This window comes from Sediminibacillus dalangtanensis (assembly GCF_017792025.1).
Classification (GTDB): domain Bacteria; phylum Bacillota; class Bacilli; order Bacillales; family Amphibacillaceae; genus Sediminibacillus; species Sediminibacillus dalangtanensis.
On the sequence record NZ_CP046956.1, the window covers coordinates 3,037,735 to 3,062,010 of the forward strand.

At 42.1% G+C, this 24,276-nt stretch carries 20 protein-coding genes; 6 read left to right on the forward strand and 14 right to left on the reverse strand.

From position 1 onward, the window contains the following. Positions 1-119: 119 nt before the first annotated feature. Positions 120-1,340 (forward strand): dicarboxylate/amino acid:cation symporter, encoded by a 1,221-nt coding sequence (locus tag ERJ70_RS15175; RefSeq protein ID WP_209369420.1) that lies wholly within the window; start codon positions 120-122, stop codon positions 1,338-1,340. A 63-nt stretch (positions 1,341-1,403) separates the two neighbouring features. Here ERJ70_RS15175 and motB read toward each other — a convergent pair whose 3' ends face one another. Together motB and motA are read right to left on the reverse strand one after the other, a co-directional pair. Then, the gene (gene motB, locus ERJ70_RS15180; RefSeq protein ID WP_209365642.1) at positions 1,404-2,168 is read right to left on the reverse strand and encodes a flagellar motor protein MotB; all 765 of its coding nucleotides are present in this window, start codon (positions 2,166-2,168) and stop codon (positions 1,404-1,406) included. Continuing rightward, on the reverse strand, positions 2,165-2,947 hold the full coding sequence (motA, locus tag ERJ70_RS15185; protein ID WP_026571237.1) for a flagellar motor stator protein MotA: 783 nt from the start codon (positions 2,945-2,947) through the stop codon (positions 2,165-2,167). The genes motB and motA overlap by 4 nt, the downstream gene beginning before the upstream one ends. A gap of 945 nt (positions 2,948-3,892) precedes the next feature. Here motA and ERJ70_RS15190 point away from each other — a divergent pair. From ERJ70_RS15190 to ERJ70_RS15210, 5 genes are all read left to right on the forward strand, one after another. After that, positions 3,893-4,459 (forward strand): ribonuclease H-like YkuK family protein, encoded by a 567-nt coding sequence (locus ERJ70_RS15190; protein ID WP_209365643.1) that lies wholly within the window; start codon positions 3,893-3,895, stop codon positions 4,457-4,459. A gap of 111 nt (positions 4,460-4,570) precedes the next feature. After that, a complete protein-coding gene (locus ERJ70_RS15195) occupies positions 4,571-5,497 on the forward strand; it encodes an AEC family transporter (RefSeq protein WP_209365644.1) in 927 nt (308 codons plus the stop codon). Between the two features lie 204 nt (positions 5,498-5,701). Then, positions 5,702-5,908, forward strand: coding sequence for a hypothetical protein (locus ERJ70_RS15200; RefSeq protein ID WP_209365645.1), 207 nt, complete (start codon positions 5,702-5,704; stop codon positions 5,906-5,908). 286 nt (positions 5,909-6,194) lie between these two features. Continuing rightward, complete coding sequence (locus tag ERJ70_RS15205; RefSeq protein WP_209365646.1) at positions 6,195-7,898, forward strand: serine hydrolase domain-containing protein; 1,704 nt, start codon at positions 6,195-6,197, stop codon at positions 7,896-7,898. A gap of 217 nt (positions 7,899-8,115) precedes the next feature. Further along, positions 8,116-9,399 (forward strand): exo-beta-N-acetylmuramidase NamZ family protein, encoded by a 1,284-nt coding sequence (locus tag ERJ70_RS15210; RefSeq protein WP_209365647.1) that lies wholly within the window; start codon positions 8,116-8,118, stop codon positions 9,397-9,399. A gap of 49 nt (positions 9,400-9,448) precedes the next feature. On the opposite strand, the gene ERJ70_RS15215 is transcribed toward ERJ70_RS15210, so the two are convergent. The 12 genes from ERJ70_RS15215 to ERJ70_RS15270 all read right to left on the reverse strand — a co-directional run bounded on the left by ERJ70_RS15215 (position 9,449) and on the right by ERJ70_RS15270 (position 24,273). Next, the gene (locus ERJ70_RS15215; RefSeq protein ID WP_209365648.1) at positions 9,449-10,171 is read right to left on the reverse strand and encodes a LutC/YkgG family protein; all 723 of its coding nucleotides are present in this window, start codon (positions 10,169-10,171) and stop codon (positions 9,449-9,451) included. Then, positions 10,152-11,597 (reverse strand): LutB/LldF family L-lactate oxidation iron-sulfur protein, encoded by a 1,446-nt coding sequence (locus tag ERJ70_RS15220; protein ID WP_209365649.1) that lies wholly within the window; start codon positions 11,595-11,597, stop codon positions 10,152-10,154. The genes ERJ70_RS15215 and ERJ70_RS15220 overlap by 20 nt, the downstream gene beginning before the upstream one ends. Beyond that, positions 11,597-12,322, reverse strand: coding sequence for a (Fe-S)-binding protein (locus ERJ70_RS15225; protein WP_209365650.1), 726 nt, complete (start codon positions 12,320-12,322; stop codon positions 11,597-11,599). The genes ERJ70_RS15220 and ERJ70_RS15225 overlap by 1 nt, the downstream gene beginning before the upstream one ends. 154 nt (positions 12,323-12,476) lie before the next feature. Beyond that, positions 12,477-13,238, reverse strand: a complete 762-nt coding sequence (locus ERJ70_RS15230) for a DeoR/GlpR family DNA-binding transcription regulator (RefSeq protein WP_209365651.1) — start codon at positions 13,236-13,238, stop codon at positions 12,477-12,479. Positions 13,239-13,462: 224 nt separating this feature from the next. Further along, positions 13,463-15,574 (reverse strand): bifunctional aldolase/short-chain dehydrogenase, encoded by a 2,112-nt coding sequence (locus ERJ70_RS15235; RefSeq protein WP_256439096.1) that lies wholly within the window; start codon positions 15,572-15,574, stop codon positions 13,463-13,465. Positions 15,575-15,885: 311 nt separating this feature from the next. Continuing rightward, complete coding sequence (gene rhaA / locus ERJ70_RS15240; protein WP_209365653.1) at positions 15,886-17,139, reverse strand: L-rhamnose isomerase; 1,254 nt, start codon at positions 17,137-17,139, stop codon at positions 15,886-15,888. Continuing rightward, the gene (rhaB, locus tag ERJ70_RS15245) at positions 17,136-18,563 is read right to left on the reverse strand and encodes a rhamnulokinase (RefSeq protein ID WP_209365654.1); all 1,428 of its coding nucleotides are present in this window, start codon (positions 18,561-18,563) and stop codon (positions 17,136-17,138) included. Before rhaB ends, rhaA begins: the two co-directional genes overlap by 4 nt. 90 nt (positions 18,564-18,653) lie before the next feature. After that, a complete protein-coding gene (locus ERJ70_RS15250; RefSeq protein ID WP_209365655.1) occupies positions 18,654-20,327 on the reverse strand; it encodes a ribulokinase in 1,674 nt (557 codons plus the stop codon). 19 nt (positions 20,328-20,346) lie between these two features. Further along, positions 20,347-21,033, reverse strand: coding sequence for an L-ribulose-5-phosphate 4-epimerase (locus tag ERJ70_RS15255; protein ID WP_309507058.1), 687 nt, complete (start codon positions 21,031-21,033; stop codon positions 20,347-20,349). A gap of 41 nt (positions 21,034-21,074) precedes the next feature. Next, positions 21,075-22,031, reverse strand: coding sequence for a sugar phosphate isomerase/epimerase family protein (locus tag ERJ70_RS15260; RefSeq protein WP_209365656.1), 957 nt, complete (start codon positions 22,029-22,031; stop codon positions 21,075-21,077). A 107-nt stretch (positions 22,032-22,138) separates the two neighbouring features. Next, a complete protein-coding gene (locus ERJ70_RS15265; RefSeq protein WP_209365657.1) occupies positions 22,139-23,200 on the reverse strand; it encodes an autoinducer 2 ABC transporter substrate-binding protein in 1,062 nt (353 codons plus the stop codon). Positions 23,201-23,310: 110 nt separating this feature from the next. Then, positions 23,311-24,273, reverse strand: coding sequence for an ABC transporter permease (locus ERJ70_RS15270; protein ID WP_209365658.1), 963 nt, complete (start codon positions 24,271-24,273; stop codon positions 23,311-23,313). Positions 24,274-24,276: the final 3 nt, after the last annotated feature.

Genomic DNA, 24,276 nt, shown 5'->3' on the forward strand with positions numbered 1-24,276 from the left:
TTATTCCATTATTTTCAACGATTGTCTGGTACATTCCATGCTTTAGCTTTTAAGTGGTTGTGTTTATAATATATAATTGGGTTTCTATCTTGAAAAGAGGAAGGAAGGTATTCGTGCGAATAAAATTCAATCTTATTACACAAATTTTCATCGCGTTCATTCTCGCTATAATTCTAGGAATCATTTTCAAAGAATCAATCGCAGTCATCGCACCACTAGGCGATTTGTTTTTACGGCTGATTAAATTCATCATCGCTCCGCTTATCTTATCGACACTCGTCGTCGGGGTTGCCAGCAGTGGTGATCCAAAGCAGTTGGGCCGGATCGGATTGAAAACCGTTGTCTATTATTTGTTTACTACCGCGGTTGCAATTATCATCGGCCTTGCTATAGCCTTCATGTTGTCACCGGGCAAAGGGGTGGATGTTTCACTTTCGGAGAGTGCTCCTGATAAGGAAGTACAGGAATCGCAAAGTGTTGTCGATACCTTCTTAAATATCATTCCGGAAAACCCTTTTGAGGCACTGGCAAGCGGAAATATCCTGCAAATTATCTTTTTTGCCTTGTTTATCGGACTAGCAATCACATTCGTGGGAGAGAAGGCCCAGCCGGTTTATCGATTTTTCGATGGATTTGCTGAGGTAATGTATAAAATCACTTCCATCATCATGTATGTGGCGCCAATTGGCATTTTGGGACTGGTGGCTCCGGTGATAGGCGAGTATGGGTTGTCGGTTTTGCTTCCATTGTTGAAAGTAATCCTGGCAGCTGTTATTGCCTGCATACTCCATGCCGGAATCGTTTATTCCTCAGCAGTTCGGATCTATGGAAAAATAAATCCGATCACCTTCTTCAAAGGTATATCACCGGCTGCTTTAGTTGCATTCAGCACAGCTAGTTCTGCAGGCACCTTGCCCATTACATTAAAAAACACCCAGGATAATTTGGGTGTTCCCAAGAAGATTAGTAGTTTTGTGCTGCCCCTGGGTGCAACGATCAATATGGATGGCACAGCGATCTATCAAGGAGTTGCCGTTGTTTTTATCGCCCAGTTTTATGGATTGGATCTGTCGTTTATTCAATTGCTTACTGTCGTGGTTACCACTGTACTTGCCTCCATCGGAACGGCAGGGGTACCAGGAGCAGGTTTAATTATGCTGACCATGGTACTAAGCTCCGTCGATATGCCGCTGGAAGGTATTGCGTTGATAGCCGGCGTTGATCGGATTTTGGATATGTTCCGGACGACCTTGAATGTGGTAGGAGACGCCTCCGCGACGGTTGTCATCTCCGGGTCCGAAAAAGAAATGCCAGGCCAAAAAAATGCAGAAACACCTTGATCGCCCTATCATTAACATAATAAATCCCTGCCGATATCGGCAGGGATTTTGTACTAGTTATTATCAATCATAGTTTGGCAAAATCAATACTTCCACTCGTCGATTTTTTTCCCGGTTCTTTGGACTGTCATTCGGGGCAATTGGTTCATACTCTCCGTAACCTTTCGCACTGAATAATCGCTCATCCAGATCTTCATTGTCCAATAGCAGCCGCATGAAATTGACCGCACGCATGACGCTCAACTCCCAGTTCGATTTAAATTCACTGCTGTGGATGGGCTGATTGTCAGTATGTCCGCTTACTGTAATTTCGTGCGGAGGATTGGTGTACAAAAAGTTGGAGACTTCTTTCGCAATTTCTTGCCCATCCCCGCTCACTTCAGCACTTCCGGAATCGAAAGAAACATCATTAAGGATAGAAATCAATAAACCCTCATCGGTTAACTTGGTATCCAACACATCTGTTAATTCGTTTTCCGTTATATAGCCATTGATTTTTTGCTGGATTTTTGCCAGCTTCTCAATTTCAGCCCTTTTTTTCTCAGCGTCCTCTGTTTCTTCCTGTTGTTCTTCTTCCTTTTCCTCCTGCTCTTCACCGACTAAAGGTTGTTCTTCTGGAGAAATCGTTGTACCGCTCTCCATGATCCCTTCACCACTTGAAAACTCCCCTCGCATTACATTGGCGAGCTCTGCGAACTTTTCCTGGTCCACTTTACTAATAGCAAACAATACAATAAACAGAGCAAGGAGAAGTGTCAGCAAGTCGGCATAAGGGACAAGCCAGGTTTCATCAATGTGGTCCTCCTTATGCTTCTTTTTCTTTCTCACTGTTCTTCTCCCTCCTCAAATTCGGCATATTCTTTCGGTGAGAGGTAGGAGCTTAATTTCCCTTTGATAACTTGGGAAGAGTCGCCAGTGGTCAAGGATAAAATGCCCTCAATCATGACACGTTTTGCATGTAATTCCTTTTTGGATTTTTCCTTCAGTTTGTTGGCAAATGGATGCCATAATACATAACCGGAAAAAATACCAAACAAGGTCGCGACAAATGCTGCAGCAATGGCATGTCCCAATGCCTCGGTGTCTTCCATGTTACCAAGGGCGGCAATCAGACCGATAACGGCTCCTAGTACTCCCAATGTCGGAGCATAAGTTCCCGCCTGGGTAAAAATCGAAGCTCCTTCCTGATGGCGCTCTTCGATTGCGTCGATTTTTTCCAATAAAACATCGCGAATAAATTCTGGTGTCTGTCCGTCAACTGCCAATTCCAAACCTGATGCCAAAAATGGATCCTCAATTTCATCCAAATGGTTTTCCAAAGCGAGAATACCTTCTCTTCTAGTCAGGTTGGCCCATTCTGTGAACATCGGTATAATATCTTTTACATCCTCGGTTTTTTGCTCTGTAAAGATAATTTTGAATAGTGCTGGCACCTTTTTCAGTGTTTCCAACGGAAAGGCAATACAAACGGCAGCCATGGTACCAAGAAAAATGATCAAAAGGGCGGCAGGATTGAGCAAGTTTACAGGACTAACTCCTTTTAGCACCATCCCTACGCCTACTGCAATAATCGCTAAAAATATTCCTCCAAATGAAGTCTTGTCCATTATTCTCCCCCATATCGATTCTTGTTGTTTTTCATAAACAACTCTCTGTTTTTGATGTCTCTATAAAAATAGCCAAAACAGCCATTATCCACTGAACCAAAGAATGTCTCTGTTTCTGGCGCAAAAGCTATGCTGGTGAAATCCACTTCTATGTACTGTTACCATAAAATCACTCGGCATCAGCCATGTCGAATAAAGACGAATTTCTTCCTCTTTTTATTTATCGGATGGAAAATCGCATTTTTAAAGGTGAAAAGGAGGAGAAAAAGAAGGAGCTTGCAAAAAATTCTTCCAAAAGCTCTTTTCGTATGCTTTTTTGCTGTTAATTAGCGCATTTGATAGAAACAACGCATTAAAGGTAATGGGAAGTTCCATTGCCTATTCAAAAAGCGTGTTACCCACCGCTTCGGTAGCATACTTCGCTTTCCGCGGGCAGAGCGTCAGCTCGAGGAAGCTCACCAGCCGCCGGCGGAAAGCGCAGGGTATTTCCGCAGCGCCGAACTCCCACTCAATAAATGCAAGAAGTTAGGAAGGCGTAACAAACTATGTCGCAGTTTATACTTTTTGCGATAAAACAACAACTTTTAAACGCAGCCTTCAAAAAACAAAAACAATGCACGAGTTATCGGAAAATCGCCGGGGAGGCCACTTATCGGAGTACTCGTGCATTGTTTTGAAAAATATATTGTTCCCCATTATTATGACATGGATTTCTCAATCTGTCATACATCTATGGTTGGAATTTTCCTAATATTTTCGACGGAATTGGCAACATGACTAGTAAGCATGTTGATCAACAATGCTCATATACTTTGATTAGCAAGACCTGAGCAGGACACCAATCATTTTTTAAAGAATAGAATAAGAAAAACTGGTCATGATTACATAAAAAGCCTTGTGTAAAATCCACTATTTGTTTCTTAACCAAAAAAGGAGTTGGATAAGATGAAACAAGGCAGAGCGCCTTTCCCTCCAAGACATCACTTTATGAACCTAACCGAGAAAAATTTAAATTTTGAAGAAGTTTTTAAACGTATCATCACTTTTATACAACAAGACCCGTCAGCCAATTATCGCCTGATGGTCGGAACGGATTCTCAAGTGTATCGATCGCACACGCTTTTCGTAACAGGGATAGTCATACAACGCAAGGGAAAAGGAGCTTGGGGATGTGTTCTTCCAACTATTTTTCCACGCAAGTATATGAATCTGCACGAGAAGATTTCCATGGAAACATCGTTGACTGAACAAATCGCTTATTTATTCGATGAGAAGAAAAAAGAACAATTGATCGATATCATCCTGCCCCATCTTTACCATGGCAGTTCCCTGACCATGGAGGGACATATCGATGTAGGATTGGAAAAACGGTCACTCTCCCGTTTTTTGGCTGGGGAAATGATGTCCCGTATCAAAGCTTCCGGATGGGAACCAGTGGTGAAACCCGAAGCATTTGTCGCTTCAGGATATGCCAACCGTTATACAAAAACACCGGATAAATTTTCTATTTAATTAAAGTATTTCCATAGAAGCGTATCAAGGAAGGGTCAGTTAAATTGGACAAACATTAAAAGGATGATAGACTGAAATTCTAATCACGATAACCAGGAAGGAATTACGGGAATGGAATTTCAAGTCATCACTAGTACAATTGTTGTGATGGGAATCATCATTTTTTTAGGCAGTATGACCGCCGTCAAAGTTCCTATCACTGACTCGTTTAAAGATGGAGTAATGTATATCATATTGAATATCGCTGTACCGGCAGTAATTCTTGACGGAGTTTTTAACACCGATATTTCCAATGATTTGTTTGAGGCTGTTTTCCTGATTTTTTCTGCAGCGATTTTGCTTTGCATTAGTGCATTGTTTTTCAGCAGGTTCTTCGCCATGCTTTTCCGTTTCGATAATCAAGACGCGAAGAAATTGTCCGTTCTAGCCTCCTTCGGTAACACTGGATTTATCGGAATCCCTTTATGCGCTTTAATTTTCGGCCCGACAGGAGGACTGCTTGCCGCCATTTTTGATGCAGGGCTCGGTGTTGTTATTTTTTCATTTGGGATCGTTTTTTTACAATCAAAAAAAGGACGGGTGATCGAAAACTTCCGTGCTTTCATAAACATGCCGATTATTTCCGTAATAGTTGGTTTATTACTATTGGGTGTTGGATTTGATCCCCCAGGATTTCTTAGGCAGCTGACCGAAATGCTTGCCGCTCTCTCCGGCCCGCTTGCCATGCTTTATGTAGGATTATTGATCCCACCGCTTTTATCAAATGGGAGGTTTAAGTTGTACGGAGCAATTTGGTTTCCATTGGTCATGCGGCTGGCTATTATCCCCATTTCAACAGCGGTTGTATTATCTTTCATGCCACTAAGCAGTCTTTTGGATCACATCATTCTATTACAAGCATCCATGCCGACCTTTACGCTATCTGTCATTCTTTTTTCAAAGTATACTGATGAAAGCGATAAGGCAATTATTACGACTATCGTCTCTACTATTTTATCTATGTTTACCATTCCACTTCTTTCCCTGCTTGTAAGTTAGATAATCGTAGTACAATCTGACTTGACCCCTTTTGTATAATCTATTAAGTATCTGAAAAGGTTTACCAATAACCATGATTCACGTCATGCATCATAAAATTAACCTAATCTTTTCGAATCATTTACAGTCACTTCATTTTAAATTGCTAAACTTACGGGTATACCAATGAAAAGTACCTCCCAACCTATAAATGAGGTGATTCGAATGCTTGAAAAATTGTTGAATGTATTGGTCGATGATTATGACGATAAAGAATTGGAAGAGGATTTTGAAGTACAAGAGGAAGAAATGATGGAGTTAGACGAAGAAGATCAGATGGAACAGGATCAATTTATCGAAGATCCGGGCATCATCAGGATGTATGGAGAGAATAATGTAAACGACCATCTTCCTCCTAGTTCCCATTATTAAATTATTTCTCTTTATCTATAGCAACGCCTCAGCAGGCCTACCTTCCATTAGGCCTGCTTTTTTAATACGATTTCCCTCCCATCACCAATGTCGAAAAAATAATTCTTTTTTCCTGTGTAAATGTACCTTTAAAATCGGTTTCTTTTCTATCAACAGGACTTATTCGGTATAGACAACTATATTAATCTTTTAATATGATGAAAAAGAAGGAAACGATCAGTCGAAAGGAGGTACATTTTCAAAACTAGTAGAGTTACTAAAAAGTGAAGATAAATAAGGAGGCCACATGAAAAAATACTTCATCCCTGTTTGCACAATCGTTATTTGTTCATCATTTCTCATTCCCGCTATTGTCACCGCAGATTCCCACACCATAGATAAACATTCGCCTTCTATCGAAACCAAACAAAACAAACATGCACAGCCTAAATCCCATCCGGTTTTTTCCTGGGATCAACCCGGAAAATTGCCGCCAGTCATTCATCCTGGAAACGCCCGGGGAGCAGGGATGGTCCAACAACCGCTTGATTCTATCGACCAAACGATCAATGGATTTATCGCTGAACAGGCAATGCCCGGTGCGGTTACATTGGTTGCACGGCGCGGACATATCGTCCAGCACGAAGCATACGGTTATGCAGCCCGCTATTCGGATGCAAACCGTACGGAAATGGAAAATCCTATTTCCATGAAAGAAGATACCATTTTTGATTTAGCCTCACTCAGCAAAATATTTACGACTACTGCTGCGATGAAATTGTATGAAGAGGGCTATTTTGAGCTGGATGATCCTGTCTCCGATTATATACCTGAATTTGCGGTTAACGGAAAGGAAAGCGTTACCATCAAACAACTAATGACCCATACGTCCGGCTTTCCCGCCTGGATCCCCCTTTATACGGAGGGAGAAAACCGGGAAGACAGAATGGAACTTGTCTATCAATCAGAACTGACTGCCCTTCCCGGCGAACAATACACCTATAGTGACCTGAACATGATCACACTCGGAGGATTAGTCGAACGGTTGTCCGGCAAGCGGCTCGATCAATATGTCTATGAAAATATAACTGGACCGTTAAATATGGACGATACCATGTACAATCCACCAGCCGAATTAAAAGATCGAATTGCTGCTACAGAATACCAGGCTGTTCCCGACCGTGGACTGGTATGGGGAGACGTCCATGATGAAAACGCCTGGTCCCTTGATGGTGTTGCCGGGCACGCCGGCGTATTCTCCACTGCCGAGGACTTAGCTATATTTGCCCACATGTTCCTTAATGATGGACGGTACGGCGGCGCTCAAATTTTGCAGCCGAAGACGGTGGAATTGCTTACTGAAAACCAAATCCCTGAATTCCCAGGAGACAGCCACGGCTTAGGCTGGGAACTTGGACAAGGCTGGTATATGGATGCGTTATCGGAAGGCACGACGCTCGGCCACACCGGGTACACCGGCACCTCTATGGTAATCAATCAGAATAATGATACGATTGCCATCCTGCTCACGAACCGCGTCCATCCCAGCAGAGAAACTGTATCAACCAATCCGGTTAGACGGCAATTCGCCCAACATGTCGCCGATGCAATACCAGTAGCCATCCCCGGCAAAAAAGATGCCTGGTTTGCGGGATACGGCAATCAGCTCGATCGCTCATTAACTGTTGAATGGAATGAAGAGGTAACAGCTTTGTTAAGCTTTGATACTTGGTATCGAACGGAAACCAATTACGATTTTGGTTTTATCGAAACATCAGAGAACGGCGAAGACTGGACGCAGATTGATTCAGTCAATGGCAGCAGTGTCGATTGGCAGCATCAGGAAATCCAGCTGCCAGAAGGTACAAGGTATGTCCGCTTCCGTTATGAGACAGACGGAAGTGTGAATGGAAGAGGCTGGTATGTGCACAATATTCAATTAGCTTCGGAACAAGGAAAAAACATTACTCCAGAAATAAAAAGTAATGGCTGGATTGAACGCGACTATTAAAGACTAAGACTCTTTTACTTCTTTGCCAGTGGCACTAAACACAATTTTAAACTCCTGAGTTTAAGAAAACTGGCAGGTGAAAGCGGAGGAAGGGCTTAGATGAGACCCCTCGAAGCGAAGCTTGAGGAAATTCATAGTATTTCCTTAGCGGAACCTCCAAGTAAATACCGGAAGCAGTTATATGCATACTAAAAAACGAATTGAGGAGTGGATTCATGTGAAGAAAACGTTTGTCTCGCTGTTTGCTCTCGTCCTTTTGCTATCTTCATTGACAGTCGTATTCGCTGACAACAACGGGAATGGTCATGGATATGGAAAAGATAAAGGAAAAGGCAACCCGCATAAGTTCCAGCTCGGCGTTGAACAACTGTTGAATGAGCAAAAAGAGTTGATTGAAGGGCAAAAAGTTGGCCTCATCACCAATCCAACCGGCGTCGACCAGGATCTTAATAGTATTGTGGATTTGTTGCATAATGATCCAGATGTCGAGCTGACAGCATTATACGGTCCGGAACACGGCGTTCGCGGAAGTGCCCAGGCAGGTGATTATGTCGAATACTATATCGATGAACAAACCGGTTTGCCTGTCTACAGCCTGTATGGAGAAACAAGGAAACCGACACCGGAAATGCTGGAAGATATTGATGTTCTTTTATTTGATATTCAAGATGTCGGAACACGTTTCTATACGTATATTTACACGATGGCCTATGCCATGGAAGCAGCTGCTGAAAACGATCTTCCATTTATTGTACTAGACAGGCCGAATCCAATCAGCGGGGAGAAGGTAGAAGGCCCTGTCCTTGATCCAGATTATGCTTCCTTCGTCGGGAATTATCCCATTCCATTGCGCCATGGCATGACAGTCGGAGAGCTCGCGAAATTTTTCAACGAAGAATATGATATTGGTGCAGATTTGACCGTGGTAGAAATGAACGGCTGGGATCGGGAAGCATACTATGATGAAACGCCATTGGAGTTTGTCCTCCCATCTCCGAACATGCCGACCCTTGATACAGCTTTGGTTTATCCAGGTGCAGCTTTGATTGAAGGTACGAATGTCTCAGAAGGCAGAGGCACGACAAAACCGTTCCAGCTGATCGGCGCCCCCTTCATCAACAGTACGGAACTTGCGGGAGCTTTGAATGATTTGAAACTTCCAGGAGTCACTTTCCGGGCTGCATCGTTTACACCAAGTTTTTCGAAACATAGTGGTGAGTTGTCCAATGGAGTAGAAATCCATGTGACCGATCGAGACAGCTTTATGCCTGTTGAAACAGGACTACACCTGGTAAAAACCATCCATGATATGTACCCGGATGATTTTGCCTTCCGCGCAGAAAACAGCAGCGGCATATCTTTCTTTGACAACCTGATCGGAAATGGATGGATTCGGGAAGCGATCGAAAACGGCCAATCCGTGGATGAAATGAAAGCCGAGTGGCAGGATGATCTGGAGGCGTTTAAAGAGGTTAGAGAGCAATATATGATATACCGTTAGACAAAAAACAGGCCGCTATTAAAAGCGGCCTGTTTTTCACTTTAACTAGTCACCTGTCTTCCACAACAATATAAGCTGCCTTGATCGGGCCGTGTACTCCGACTACTAAATTCATTTCAATGTCAGCACTGTTGCTTGGTCCGGTAATAAAATTGATGCACGAAGGGATGTGTTCTCCACTTTCTATCCGTTGGTGGATTTCCCTCGTTGCTTGGGACATACGCGGAACCAGAGAGCTTTTTGGAATAATCGCTATATAAGTAGAGGGGAGAAGACTTACAGACCGTCCTTTTCCATCACTACTAAAAAGGACGACTGTACCGGACTCCGCCAGGGTTATATCACTGAACGTAATCCCTACATCAGCTTGCTCTGCCAAATGGCGGCTTTGCACGGGATTTTCTATATCCCATTTGAAAACATCAATATCGCTACTGCTTTTCCAATCTACATACTTATTTGTTAAGCCGAAACTGGAAAAACGAGGGTCATCCCAGGTCAACGCTGTTTTAACCCCGTACGCCTGTAATACTTGTAAAACCTTTGCTCCCAGCTCTTCCTCTGTAGTCCGGACAAAATCAGTATGAATCACCTGGCATTGCTTCTCCAGTACATCAACAAGCTCGTCTTCTGTAAGGTCCGCAAGCACTTTCCATTGAGCCTGATGCTTCCATTTAGGCCGGGTAACATTATCTTTCCTGCGGTTCCGCCCCAACTGACTGGCAACATTATCCAAAAAAGTTTCTCTATTTTCAATCGCCCCTTTTTGCATCAGGCCGCCCTCCTTCACTTCTATGCTTGAACCAGTCCCTGAACCGTTCTTTTTGCGGTAATGGGAGATCCCGAGCAGCAGTCCAAGCCTTTAGAGGGCCTGGTCCTTTCGAAATTGTTCCATCGCTAACAAACGGGGTTACAAGGATGGGAGCCATTTTCGTCGCCATTTTAAAAAGGCCGGCTGAACCTGCTAGTTTATCAAAGCCTTGCATTGCCAATTTTTCAGATAAGTTTGATTTGTTTTCTTTCTCTACAATATTTCTCCGGTGATCAATTAAATACTCATGTAATGGTATTTTTACAGGACATACCTCTGTACAAGCACCACAGAGAGAAGAAGCATATGGCAATTCTTTGTAATCCTCATAACCCGCTAGTAAGGGGGTCAATACTGCACCAATCGGTCCTGGATAGATAGATCCATAAGCATGGCCTCCTATATGTCTGTAAACAGGGCAAACATTGATACAAGCAGCACACCTGATACAGTGCAGAGCCTCTTGGAATTCTGTTCCTAATATTTTGGATCGTCCATTATCGACAACGACTAAATGAAATTCTTCCGGTCCATCTCCTTCTGATTCTTCCTTTGGCCCTGTTAATGCAGTCACATAACTGGTTAACTTCTGCCCAACTGCAGCTCTTGTCAAAAGACTGACTAGTACATCCAGTTCTTCCCAGGTAGGCACAATTCTTTCCATTCCCATCACAGTGATTTGTGTTTTAGGGAGGGTTGAAACCATACGTGCATTCCCTTCATTCGTGACCAGGGCGCAGGTGCCTGATTCTGCAACAGCAAAATTACACCCAGTGATACCTACATCGGCGGATAGGAACTCTTTTCTTAATTGCTCTCGAGCAAATAATGTCAACTCTTCCGGTTTATCTGTATGGAGATATCCCAACTTTTCTTTAAATACATCTCTGATTTGTTCTTTATTTTTGTGTAGTGCGGGGGCAACGATATGAGAGGGGGGATCATGATCGTCGATTTGGAGGATATATTCTCCTAAATCTGTTTCGATTACGTCACAACCCCGTTCTTCCAGAATTTCATTCAAGGCTATTTCTTCTGTTACCATTGACTTTGACTTGGCTATCTTCCGTGCCTTTTTCTTTTCAATTACTTCACTGATGTAATGATTGGCATCTTCAGCTGTTTCAGCGAAATAAACATGTCCACCTCTTTCTGCTACCTTCTCACTTAATTGCTGTAAATAGAAATCGAGATTCTCCATTGTGTGTTGTCTGATTTCCTGCCCAAGATTGCGCCATTCTTCCCAGTCCCCTAATTCTTCAGCTGCATTGGAACGGCTGTCCTGAAGTCGGCCCTGTGCGGAACGGACGGCGCCTCGCATGAATTCATTTCCAAGACCTTTTTCAACTCTGCTCTTAAATGCTTTTTCTCCAACATGCAATGGCATCAGTTATCACCCCGACTGTTCAAAATTTCAGCAATGTGCATCACCTTTATCGGTTTATTTTGTCGATTCAACCGGCCTCCTATATTCATGAGGCAACCCCCATCTGCTCCGATCAACACATCAGCATCTGTTTCTTCAATATGGAGAGCTTTTTCGTCCACCATTTGTTGGGAAATCTCCGGCATCTTAACGGAAAAGGTTCCTCCAAAGCCACAACAATCATGGCGATTCGGTAAATCAACCATCTCCAGACCGCTGACATTGCTCAATAGTTTTAATGGAGCCTCTTTCACACCAAGTAAACGAGTCATATGACAGGATGTATGATAGGTGGCCTTAGCATGAAATTCTGCTCCGGTGTTTTCTATTTGAAGAACCTCCGTTAAGAATTGGGTGAGTTCATACGTTTTTCGCTTTAATGCCGTCGCCTTTACTTTCCAGTCTGGTTCATCCTGCAATAACTCCTCATATTCATGGAACATATATGCACATGAACCGGATGGACAAACTACATACTCTGAATGCTCAAAAGCGGTAATCATATTTTTAGCAGCTGCTTTTGTCTTTTCATGGTAACCACTATTATAAGCAGGTTGACCGCAACAAGTCTGCGTTTCTGGAAAGTCCACTTCACATCCGTACCGCTCGAGTAACTCCACCGTCGCTTTACCGGCATTCACATAAAATACATCCCCAAGACAAGTAATAAATATAGAAACTTTCATTTTCTCTCCTCCTGCCATGAATGGTGACGCATTCAAAAAGCTTCTCAATATCTCTTCCTTAAACTCCATTGCTGGCTGGTAGTCATTTCCCTAAGAGAACAGACCCTTACTTTTTGTTATCCATAAAAAACCATTGCTATTTTCCGAGCACTTATTATACTTTAATCAAATTTAATGATCTGTCAGACAATTGCTGCAAGATTGCCGTATCCACTTTTCCATCTGTTATGACATGGTCAATAGCTTCTATACCACTAAGCCGTGAAAAAGCCCGCACACCAAATTTACTATGGTCAATCATTATAAAAACGGAGTCAGCATTATCCATCATTTTTTTCTTGATCCTTGCCTGTTGTTCGTCTGACTCACTGATTCCTTTATCGAGGTGGAATCCTTTACAAGAAATAAATGCTTTATTTACATGGTAAGTATCCAAAGAAGATTCCGCCAAAGGCCCGACGTAAGAAAGTGATTTAGACAGCAATGTTCCTCCGGTTGAAATCACAGTTACTTCTTTCCTGCTGCTCAGTTCCATCGCTACTTTAATCGAATTCGTAAGGACTGTAACCGGAATGTCAGGTAGGGCTTTTGCCAGATACCATGCAGTTGTACTGGCATCCAGCATGATTTTATCCCCTTCGATGACATATTTAGCGGCCTCATTAGCAATTTCCTTCTTTTCTTTAACGTTGGTTATTTCTCTTTCGGAAAATGAAAGTTCTGCCGATTCATCCGGGATTATGCTAACAGCTCCACCATGGCTTCTTGCCAACTTCTGCTCTGTCTCCAATTTTTCCAGATCTCTGCGGATTGTCTCTTCTGTAACCGAAAATATACGGCTGAGCTCGGAAACACGGATACTTTTACGTTCATTTACGACCTCTACTATCTTTTGTTGCCTCTCTGCAACTAACACTTCCTACCCCTACTTTCATGCCCTCTCTATATGACGGTTTAATTTACTCCTCATTTTAAACAGGAAAATACGGTTCCGCAACACAGACATAGAGGGGATCTCCGATTAATAAAGACCTTGCCCTCTGCCAGATTTTCAGTTTAATATCTCATTTTTCTTTTTTAAGCAGGATAGACAGGGACGGTTACACCGGAATAAACGCTGTTACCCCGCAGTGATCACCTTTATCTTGTAAATGCTGCTGCTACTCCGCCATCTACTGTCACCATACATCCAGTAGTCTTAGCTGACTTGGAAGAAGCAAGGAACGCGATCGACTCTGCAATATCATGCGGCAGGATGTTCACGTTCAAAATGGTCCGTTTTCGATAGTGTTCTTCTAAGTCGTCTGTCCCAATTCCATAGGAGGAAGCCCTTTCTTCTTTCCACTCAGAATCCCATATTTTTGAACCACGGATAACGGCGTCAGGAAGGACGGAGTTAACACGGATACCGTATTGGCCTCCATCAGCCGCCACTGTGCGGGCAAGATGGGTTTCCGCTGCTTTAGCCGTACTGTAGGCTGCAGCATTTTTGCCTGCATAGATGGAATTTTTTGAGCCAACGAAAACCATGCTTCCACCGATTGCCTGATCTTTCATCAACTTGAACGCTTCTCTGGCAACCAGAAAGTAGCCGGTCACCAATACATTCATATTCAAGTTCCACTTATCCATCGTTGTTTCTTCAAAAGGGCTTGAACTAGCCAATCCAGCATTATTGACAATAATGTCCAACCCACCATAAGTTAAAACGGAATCTTGAATTGCAGCCGATACTTCTGCTTCCTTTGTAACGTCCATTTTCACGGCTATGGCGCGGTTTTCACCGAATCGATCGTTGATTTGACCGGCAAGCTCCTCTGCCCCCTCCAGATTGATATCAGCTACCACGACGTGGGCACCTTCAGAGACAAGTCGATAACAAGTTGCACTTCCGATTCCGCCGGCTCCGCCAGTTACGAATGCTATCTGGCGGGAAAATTCCGCTTCTGGCGGTGCAAGGCTGAGTTTGTACAGTTCGAGCGGCCAGTATTCAATCGCAAATGACTCTTCTTCATTAAGGGAGACGAAGTTTCCAAGAATGGTAGATCCTCTCATCACAGAAATCGCACGGTGGTAAAGGGACTCACTGACATTCGCCGCAATCCAGTTCTTTCCTGTATTGATCATTCCAATTCCTGGAATCAATACTACCCGAGGGGCTGTTTCCACCATTTGGTCCCCTTCCGATTTATTTTTTTCAAAGTATGCTTCATATTCTTCTTGAAAGGAAGCAATACCAGCTTTCACGCTTTCTATCAGAGCGTCTGCATCTTTGCTGCTAGGATCCCATTCAACGAATAAAGGCGTTCGTTTCGTATGCACCAGGTGATCCGGACATGCCGCACCGACTTGTGATAAGTCTTTTGCATTTTCGCTGTTTACAAAGTTCAAAACATCCTCACTGTCGTCATATGTAACCAGCATCTTTTTGTTTCCGCTGACTTGGCCACGGACAACAGGAAGCACTTTCGCAATGATTTCTTTTCTCTCATCCGCTGTCAAAGATTCATATTTCTGCCCGCCGAACAGTGTTTGTTCCTTCGCTTTTGCTTCGATGTAGTCTTCCGCTTCCTGAATGACTGAGATTGTTTTATCATAGCTTTCTTTAGAGGTTTCTCCCCATGTCACCAACCCGTGTTTTTCCATGATTACCAATTCAGCATTAGGATTATTTTGGACTCCTTCTGCAATCATTTTCGACAATTTGAAGCCGGGACGAATGTATGGCACCCATACGAATCGGTTACCGTATATTTCTTTTGCGATTGCTTTTCCATTGTCTGCACAGGCAATGCTTATTATTGCATCGGGATGTGTATGATCTACATGTTTAAATGGTAAAAATGCATGTAGTAATGTTTCAATTGAGGAACGAGGGTGTTTGGCATCAATCATACAGTGAGCTAAGTAGCTGACCATCTCCTCATCTGTCATATCGTCTTTTTCCATTAAGGGGCGGATGTCGTTCATTTTCAATCCTGTGAAGTTTTTCGCGCCCATTGTAGCTAAATCTGAACCACTGCCTTTCACCCACATGACTTCGACTTCGTTTCCCCGGAAGTCGGTTTCAATGGATTTTGTTGAAGTATTTCCGCCACCCCAATTGGCAACAGACCGGTCTGACCCCAATAAATTAGAGCGATATACCAACTCTTCTAAACCGCTTTCACTGTTTGCTTTACTTGCATCCCATCGATTTTGTACCAAAGTTGTTTCCTCCTCTGTCCTGTTTGTTTCTTTTTCTGCTTTAATCTTATCATTCTTTTGTTTATTTTTGAATAGTATTTTTTATTTTTGTTTATTTTTATTTAAATTGATGAATATGCACCAACGTAACAGTGTATCCGTGTGCAACGTGCAACTTAAGATCGGAAATCCCAATGGTTTAACATATGTTTTTTTATAGAAGCAAAACAACATAAATAAACATTTGTTTTTGATTAAATTAGCTTCTTTTCATAGAAATTAAAAATAAAATGAATGCTGCAATAGTCTCGCCATCCCTCCTAAAAGTCGCCAACAAAAAACGGACCAGCTTCGTCCTCCGCTGATCCGCATGTATATTATCTCTTCAGCAAAACCTCGTTTTCATAATGTTTGATATCTTCCAGCCATGTTTCTTTTGCAGGCACTCCCATTTTTTCGCAATAATAATCCCAAATTGCACCGAATGGGTAGGTCTTAAATTCTTCCATTAAAGCCAAGCGGGCCGTAAAGTTACCTTCTTCCTGTAACTGTTTTAAGTGCTCGTTCGGTTGAAGCAGTGCATATAACAAAGCTTTAATCATGTTACGTGTTCCAATGGTCCATGCAGCAACCCGGTTAATACTTGCATCAAAGAAGTCTAATCCTATTCTTACTTTATCAAGGGCACCGTTTCGGACAATTTCTAAACCAATTTCTTTCAACTCATCATCAAATATGACAACATGATCGCTATCCCAGCGGACTGGCCTCGATACGTGCAGTGCCAGTTGATCACTATACAAAAGCATCGCCGAGATTTTATTGGAGACCACTTCTGTTGGATGGTAATGTCCTGTGTCCAGCAAGCATAGTTTATTATTCTTTAAAGCGTATCCTAAGTAAAATTCATGGGAACCGACAACATATGCTTCAGAACCGATGCCGAACAGCTTGCTTTCCACCGCATCAACATTATATTTTTCGTCAATTTCAACAGCAAATATCTCATCGAGCGACTCTTTCAAACGCTGTCTCGGAGTTAAACGGTCACTAGGGATATCCTTGAAACCATCCGGTATCCAAATATTTGTTAAAGCAGGTGTACCAAGTTCTTTACCGAAATACTCCGCAATCTTGCGACTGGCGATGCAATGTCTGATCCAGTAATCGCGTATCTCTTTATCCGGATGTGCCAGTGTCAAGCCATCCGCCGCTTTTGGATGAGAAAATAGTGTCGGGTTGAAATCTAACCCTAATCCATTCTCCTTCGCCCAGTTCACCCAGTTTTCAAAATGCTTCGGTTCCAGCTGATCCCGTTCCACAACTTCTCCATTAGTTTCCGCATAAATCATATGCAGGTTTACTCGGTGTTTCCCTGGTATAAGTGAAAGAGCCTTTTCTAAATCTCCCCTTAATTGCTCCGGTGTTTTAGCTTTACCGGGATAATTTCCTGTTACATCTATTCCTCCGGAGAGTTCCTGCTTATTTACTTCAAACCCACTGACGTCATCCCCTTGCCAACAATGAATCGAAATAGGGATTTTTTGTAATTTATCTAATACTCCCTCGACATCTACTCCCCACCTCTCATATGCCTCTTTCGCCATTTCGTATTGCTCTTTTATATTCATGTTACATTTTCCTCCTCTCGCCCGGCTGCTGTATATCTTTTGAGTTTAAAGGATTGGCCAATAATGTTTCTTGCCTCCTTGATATCCTTTATTTTTCCTAGTGAGATTAGCTGAGAAACAAGGTTACCAATCGCCGTTGCCTCTACCGGCCCTGCTATAACTTCTTTTCCTGTTTTATCAGCAATCAGCTGATTTAACATTTCATTCTGGCAGCCGCCGCCGATAATATTAATTTTTTTAAATTCTTTCTCATATATTTCTTCAATTTGATCAAGAGCTTTTTGGTAGCTAACCCCTAAACTATCAAAGACACATTTCGCTACCTCACCTGGTGTCCCAGGCACCTCCTGATTTGTCTCCTGACACACCTTTTGAATTTCTTCTATCATGTTTTCCGGCTTCAGAAAACGATCATTATCCACGTTTATCTTTGCTCCGAATTCGGAGGCTTTGTCTGCTAACTCCACTAACTCCGAAAAACTATATTGATCGTTGTAATTCCTCTTTACTTCCTGAATCATCCATAATCCCATTACATTTTTCAAAAAACGGTACTGATAACTGAAACCACCTTCGTTAGTAAAGTTATAGTCCAATGCTTTTGTAATACAGATAGGAAACGGGTTCTCGACACCAATCAGTGACCAAGTCCCAGAACTTATATATACCGTATCATCTACCTCCGGAACGGCAACCACAGCTGAACCGGTATCATGGGTGGCAGGGAGGATCACCTTCATTTCTATACCAAGCTCTTTTGATAGCTCTGTTTCCATATCTCCCAGTATTGATCCTGGTGGTTTTATTTCTAAGAACATTTCTTTATTTATACCAAGCAAATCCAATAAATCTTCGTCCCACTTTTTCGTAAAGGCATTTACTAACTGAGTAGAGGTAGCATTCGTATATTCATTTACTTTCTTTCCGGTCAATAAGTAGTTGAAGTAATCAGGAAGCATCATAAAAGATGTCGCTTGCTCCAGAACTTCCGGATTGCTCTTTTTTAGAGAGTATAATTGATAAATTGTGTTGAATTTTTGAAACTGTATTCCAGTTTCCAAATACAGACGCTCTTTGCTAATGAAGTTAAAAACTTCCTCCATCATTCCGTCCGTTCTAGCATCGCGGTAAGCGATAGCATCTGTAAGTAATCGATTTTTTTCATCTAATAAGACAAAATCAACTGCCCATGTATCAATTCCGATACTTTCAGGATGTAAACCCCTATCCCTGCATAAGCGGATTCCCGTTTTAATTTCGTTGTATAAAGCATGAACATCCCAACAATAATGACCGTCTTTTATAATCAAGTTGTTCTCAAACCGGTGTATTTCCTCCAACTTAAGGTTATTATCCTGCAGGCATCCAGCAATAAGCCTTCCACTTGATGCACCAATATCAACGGCTATACTGCATTTGCTCATTATTACACCTCCTGTCGAAAACGCTTAACTACTTGATATAGGGGAATAAAACCTTCTTTTGGATGAGATTATTCCACTTCCTCGAATTATTTAAATTTGAATATTTTCTCTCAGACTCTTCAATTCTTTCATTATATTATTTTGTCCCCTGCCAAAGTAATCGTGCAGCTTTTCATATTCTTTGAAAAGTCTTTCGTAGACCTCTACATTTTTTGGAATAGGAAATATTTTTTCTTCTTTTACTCTAGCCATTTTGTTTGCAGCTTCCACAATGTTGGAAAAACCGGCATTCTGTTTTCCAGCTGCTACTGCTCCAAACATAGCTGCTCCAACTGCAGGAGTATGCTTAGAATCAGCTAATGTAATGGTTCGGTTAGTTACATCTGCATAAATTTGCATTAATAACTTGTTCTTTTGCGGTAATCCACCACATGCGTATAGTTCATCAACGGAAATGTCGTTATTATGGAAAGCTTCGATAATTTTTCTTGTTCCAAATGCTGTTGATTCTAAAAGCGCTCTGTAAATTTCTTCCGGTTTAGTTTGAAGGGTTGCTCCTATCAGTAAACCGCTTAATTGTGTGTCTACTAGTACTGACCTATTTCCATTCCACCAGTCGAGAGCAAGCAACCCTGTCTCACCTGGTTTATATTTACTAGCTTCTTTTTCTAACCATTGATGAACGTTCATTCCTTCTTTCTCTGCTGTCTCCTGAACATAAGCAGGAACGCCTTCTTTTACGTACCAGGCAAAGATATCTCCGACAGCTGACTGCCCTGCCTCGTAGCCGTAATAACCAGGAATGATTCCATCTTCTACTACTCCGCACATACCTTCAATATCTTTTTCCTCTGTCCCCAAGAGCATATGGCAAATGGAGGTGCCCATTGCCATTACCATCTTCCCTGGTGACACTACTCCTATTGCTGGCACGGATGCATGAGCATCGACATTCCCTACAGCTATTGAAGTTCCAGTACACAAGCCAGTAAGAGCAGCCATCTCCTCTGACAAAACTCCAGCCTTCGAACCAAGTGGTTCAACTTTCCCTTTTAATTTGGTGTCCGTCAAGTCCGCTAATCTAGGGTCAAGAGCACGAAAGAATTCTTTATCCGGGTAGCCCTCTTGTTTGTGCCACATTGCTTTATAGCCAGCTGTACAACTGTTTCGGACAAAGGTATTCGTCATCTTCGAAACTACCCAATCCGCTGCTTCTACAAATTTATCTGCCTTGTCATAAATGTCCGGAGCTTCATTCAGGATTTGCCAAGCTTTTGCAATCATCCATTCAGATGATATCTTGCCACCGTATCTAGATAGAAATGCCTCTCCCCTTGCTGATGCTATCTCATTTAGTTGATTAGCCTCCTTTTGTGCAGCATGATGCTTCCATAATTTCACCCAGCTATGAGGGTTATCCTGCAATTCTGGGTGGAAGGAAAGCGGATCCCCATCTGCATCTATTGGAAGCATTGTACATGCCGTGAAATCTATTCCCAAACCGATAACATCCTGGGGGGCCACTCCGGATCTTTTGAGGACTGCCGGAACAGATTTTTTTAAAACTTCTATATAATCACCTGGATGTTGTAGTGCCCATTCATGGTCTAGTTTGATTCCTGAAACAGGCAATTTGTTATCAATAACACCATGTGGATAAGGCGTTACATGTTCTTCTAGTTCTCTCCCGTCCGATAATGCGACGAGTACTGCACGTCCTGATTCAGTTCCATAATCGACCCCAATAGCATACTTTTCCGTCATCATTGCGCCTCCTTATCCTCTACTGGCCATAATATGCATTTACTCCGTGTTTTCTTAAATAATGTTTATCTAATAGAACTTGATCCATAGGTCCTAGCCCATTGTTTATTTGAAGAGAACGGAAGGCCATTTTTGATACCTCTTCTAGAACTACTGCATTGTGGACAGCCTCTTGGGGATCTACTCCCCAATTGAAAGGGGCATGGCTGTTAACTAAAACGCTTGGAACTCGACGGTAATCTATATCTTTAAAAGTCTCAACAATCAGTTTTCCGGTTTCCTGCTCATAGTTTCTGTTTATTTCTGTTGCTGTCAATGCTCTTGTACAAGGAATAGAACCATAAAAATAATCAGCATGTGTTGTTCCTAACGGCGGGATGAATTTCCCAGCTTGTGCCCAAATAGTAGCCCAAGGAGAATGAGTATGGACAATCCCCCCAATTTCAGGAAACGATTTATAAAGTTCGATATGGGTGGGCAAATCTGATGACGGTCTTAAGTTACCCTCCACCACATGCCCCTCCATATTTAGCACTACAAGCTTTTCTTTGGTAAGAGTTTTATAGGGGACCCCACTTGGTTTAATAACAACCAACCCACTGTCTCTATCGATTCCACTGGCATTCCCCCAAGTGAAAGTAACCAAATTAAAGTCTTCTAATGCTATATTTGCCTGCAAAACCTTTTCTTTTAATTTTTCCAGCAAATGAAACAACACCTTTCCTACTTAAATCATGACAGAGGAGACTATCCTCTATTAATGCTCAATAATTCCTCCTCACGCTCTCTAAAGTAACTTGATGTTTGGTTTACTAAAAAGTCCAGTTTTTGTTTATCTGGTTTTGCATTCATCGCCGGATAAGGATCTCCCCCTGGTCCAAGCGGTTCAGGTGTTACGTACTTTCCCGGCTGATTAAATCCGATCAGATAAAGTGACTTAATAATCGTATCAATATCCATAAATCCCTCCCCAAGAGCTCCTCGGTTGCTATCGGCCAAATGTAAGTTCACTAATTGATCCCCGGCTTCTAAAATTGCTTCCCCTATATGTGCTTCCTCTGACTGCATATGATATATATCACCGTTTATATGACCAATGCCTTTATGATTAATTGCCTCAATGTATGATTTCACCTCTCCAATAGTATGTACAAAACTAACCTCCGCTGCTCTTACCGGTTCTATAGCTGCTTTGATTCCCTTTTCGATAAACAAATTCCCTAAGCCACCAAGTGTTTCAACACTTCTTTCAAACTCCGTATCATCATAAGCATTAGGACGTCCGACAGCTCCAGGCACAACCAACAAGTAATCACCATTTACCGCATGTGCAAAATCTAGTTCTCTCTTAATATATTCAATGGCTGCTTGTCTTTTCCCCGGGGCATTGCTAGAAAGATCATTTTCAGCAGAAAACATGCCACAAACACCTGACACTTTCATGTCATAGTGACGTAGAATATCAAGCGTCTCATCTGTTTTGTAACCAAGATCAGCACCATAATGGTTACCGTGTAATTCAATGTAATCAATACCTGCGTTTTTTAGTCTTTTTACTGACTCTTCAAGGGACTCCAGACCGAACCCCCAGTTACTCCATGATAAATTCAGCCTGGTTTCCATTTTTTCAGGTCGCTCTTCCTTCAATCTTTGAAAAGCTTTATTTATTCTTTCCGTTTTAAGTTCGTAGTTTTGTTTTTTCAAATTAATTCCTCCTTCACGATTAAGCGTCCAGAAAAGAAAGAGAAAAAGAGCACGGCCAAAAGTATTAAAATTACTAGTAGCCGGCCCTTTTCTATTAGATGTTCTAATTAAAAATCAAAGTCAGCTGCATTTTCTTTTGTGAAGTCAGCCGGAGGTCCCATAATCACCGTTTTTCCATCTTCTTTCACCGTAATTTCTCCAACACCTTCAATTTCCTGTCCATCTTCTGGCATTTCTCCTTCTGCCAGCATTTTTCCTAATGCAACGGTTAGATAGCCCAATTTACCTGGATCCCAGAGAACAGCGGTATCAAGTGATCCATCTTCGAGAAATGGAGCAGAATCGGTAGGAAGTGCAGAACCTACTACGGATACTTCATCTTGCAAACCTTCTTCCTGCACTGCTTGTGCTGCACCTAGAGGAGCTGGTGTAGAAACAGCCAACACGCCTTTAAGGTCAGGATAAGATTTCAGCAGGTCCAAGGTTTTTTGGTAAGCAACCTGTTGCTTTTCATCTGTAGGAATTTTTTCAGATACTATTTCTATTCCAGGATAATTTTCATCGAATTCTTTTTGGGCTGCTTCAATCCACAAATTTAAGTTGGCTGCAGACAGTCCTCCTGTCAAAATGGCTATCTCGCCTTCTTCAGTTCCCATTGCTTCTACTAGTTTTTGTGCCATATGGCGTCCGAACTCTTCATCATCAACTTGTTTTACGGAAATATCTACCAATTCTTTATCCGCCGGAGTGTCCCAGTCCATTACATGAATGCCATCCTCTTTCGCTTTCTTCAATACCGGTTCCACAGAGGCCGGATCATTCGGTGCAACTGCTATGACATCGACATTCTTAGAGATAAGATCTTCAATTACTTTTACCTGTGCAGATGCATCTGCTTGTGTCGGACCTGTATAATTAACATTGACTCCTTCCAAATCTTCACCAGCTTCATTTGCTCCCGATTCGGAGGCATTGAAGTAAGGAATGCCAACTAATTTAGGCACCACCGCTATATCCAGACCCTCTTCTCCTCCAGCAGACTCACCTTCTGAGCCTCCTGCTTCAGCTTCTCCCTCGCTATCTGAGCTGCCACTGTTCTCAGCAACACAACCAGCTAAAATACCAACCAACAACAGAGCAGCAATTAATAACAAATACAACTTCTTCATTGTTCATGTCCCCCTTAGTTAATATGATTTAATTTATATTACCTAGAATAATCCAGGATAATATCTAAATAGCGTAATCGCTTACAATTAATGCCATATATCCATTCGGTTTAGGCAGCCTTTTCTGCTTTTCTTGTTTCTGCTACTTTTTTAAATTTATCTGAGAAGAAATTCATCGCAAGGACTAGAATTAAAATGGCACCTATTACGACGTCAACAAGGGAAGAATGGAAACCTAACAGATTTAACCCGTTGCGTATGAATTGGAAAATCATGACTGCATAGACAGTACCAATAACCTTTCCATATCCGCCATGTATGTTTGTTCCGCCCAATACAGCTGCTGCCACGGATTGTAGTAGATAAGATGAACCTAAATCTACTTTGACGGAGTTATAACGAGAGGTCATGATGATAGCAGATATGGCTGCCAGCAAGGAGGCATATAAGTATACCTTCATGAGCACTCTGCTGTTTTTCACTCCAGAAAATAATGTGGCGGTTTCATTGCTTCCATACATATACACACTTCTTCCCCAGCTTGTTTTGCTAAGCAATACGGCGGTAATAATAGCAAATAGGACAAATATAACTATCGAAAGCGGGACAAGCCCCAGGTAATACCCATTGCCTATTAGGCTATATCCATCACTAAATCCTGAAATAGAATTTCCTTTTGTTATGGCCAAAATAATCCCTTCGAATAAGACCATTGTTCCTAGCGTAACCAAGATGGGAGAAACCCCAATTTTTGATATAACAAAACCGTTGAATGCGCCACAAGCTAGTGCAAAAAGTATTGCTACAATGATGGCAGGTAGTATTCCATACCCATTTGTCAGCATCAATGCTGCCCCCACACCAGATAGTGCAGCTATATAAGTTATAGAAAGATCGATTCCGCCGGTAACGATTACTACCATCATCGCCAGAGCAATCAGCCCGAATTCTGGCAGTTGAAACATCATACTTGTTATATTGTTTGAAGATAAAAATCCAGGGGCTATAAGTGCTAGTATAAAAAATGTTCCAAGAGCGATTAATCCTAAAATACTTTCTTTTGAAAGTTTCATCCT

What these genes read in the sequence shown, in the direction of transcription:
- ERJ70_RS15205 (WP_209365646.1), top strand. Translation starts at nt 6,195, where the DNA reads ATGAAAAAATACTTCATCCCTGTTTGCACAATCGTTATTTGTTCATCA.
- ERJ70_RS15195 (WP_209365644.1), top strand. Translation starts at nt 4,571, where the DNA reads ATGGAATTTCAAGTCATCACTAGTACAATTGTTGTGATGGGAATCATC.
- ERJ70_RS15225 (WP_209365650.1), bottom strand. Translation starts at nt 12,322, where the DNA reads ATGAAAGTTTCTATATTTATTACTTGTCTTGGGGATGTATTTTATGTG.
- rhaA (WP_209365653.1), bottom strand. Translation starts at nt 17,139, where the DNA reads ATGAATATAAAAGAGCAATACGAAATGGCGAAAGAGGCATATGAGAGG.
- ERJ70_RS15190 (WP_209365643.1), top strand. Translation starts at nt 3,893, where the DNA reads ATGAAACAAGGCAGAGCGCCTTTCCCTCCAAGACATCACTTTATGAAC.
- motA (WP_026571237.1), bottom strand. Translation starts at nt 2,947, where the DNA reads ATGGACAAGACTTCATTTGGAGGAATATTTTTAGCGATTATTGCAGTA.
- ERJ70_RS15265 (WP_209365657.1), bottom strand. Translation starts at nt 23,200, where the DNA reads ATGAAGAAGTTGTATTTGTTATTAATTGCTGCTCTGTTGTTGGTTGGT.
- ERJ70_RS15220 (WP_209365649.1), bottom strand. Translation starts at nt 11,597, where the DNA reads ATGCCATTGCATGTTGGAGAAAAAGCATTTAAGAGCAGAGTTGAAAAA.
- ERJ70_RS15270 (WP_209365658.1), bottom strand. Translation starts at nt 24,273, where the DNA reads ATGAAACTTTCAAAAGAAAGTATTTTAGGATTAATCGCTCTTGGAACA.
- ERJ70_RS15250 (WP_209365655.1), bottom strand. Translation starts at nt 20,327, where the DNA reads ATGACGGAAAAGTATGCTATTGGGGTCGATTATGGAACTGAATCAGGA.
- ERJ70_RS15200 (WP_209365645.1), top strand. Translation starts at nt 5,702, where the DNA reads ATGCTTGAAAAATTGTTGAATGTATTGGTCGATGATTATGACGATAAA.
- ERJ70_RS15215 (WP_209365648.1), bottom strand. Translation starts at nt 10,171, where the DNA reads ATGCAAAAAGGGGCGATTGAAAATAGAGAAACTTTTTTGGATAATGTT.
- rhaB (WP_209365654.1), bottom strand. Translation starts at nt 18,563, where the DNA reads ATGAGCAAATGCAGTATAGCCGTTGATATTGGTGCATCAAGTGGAAGG.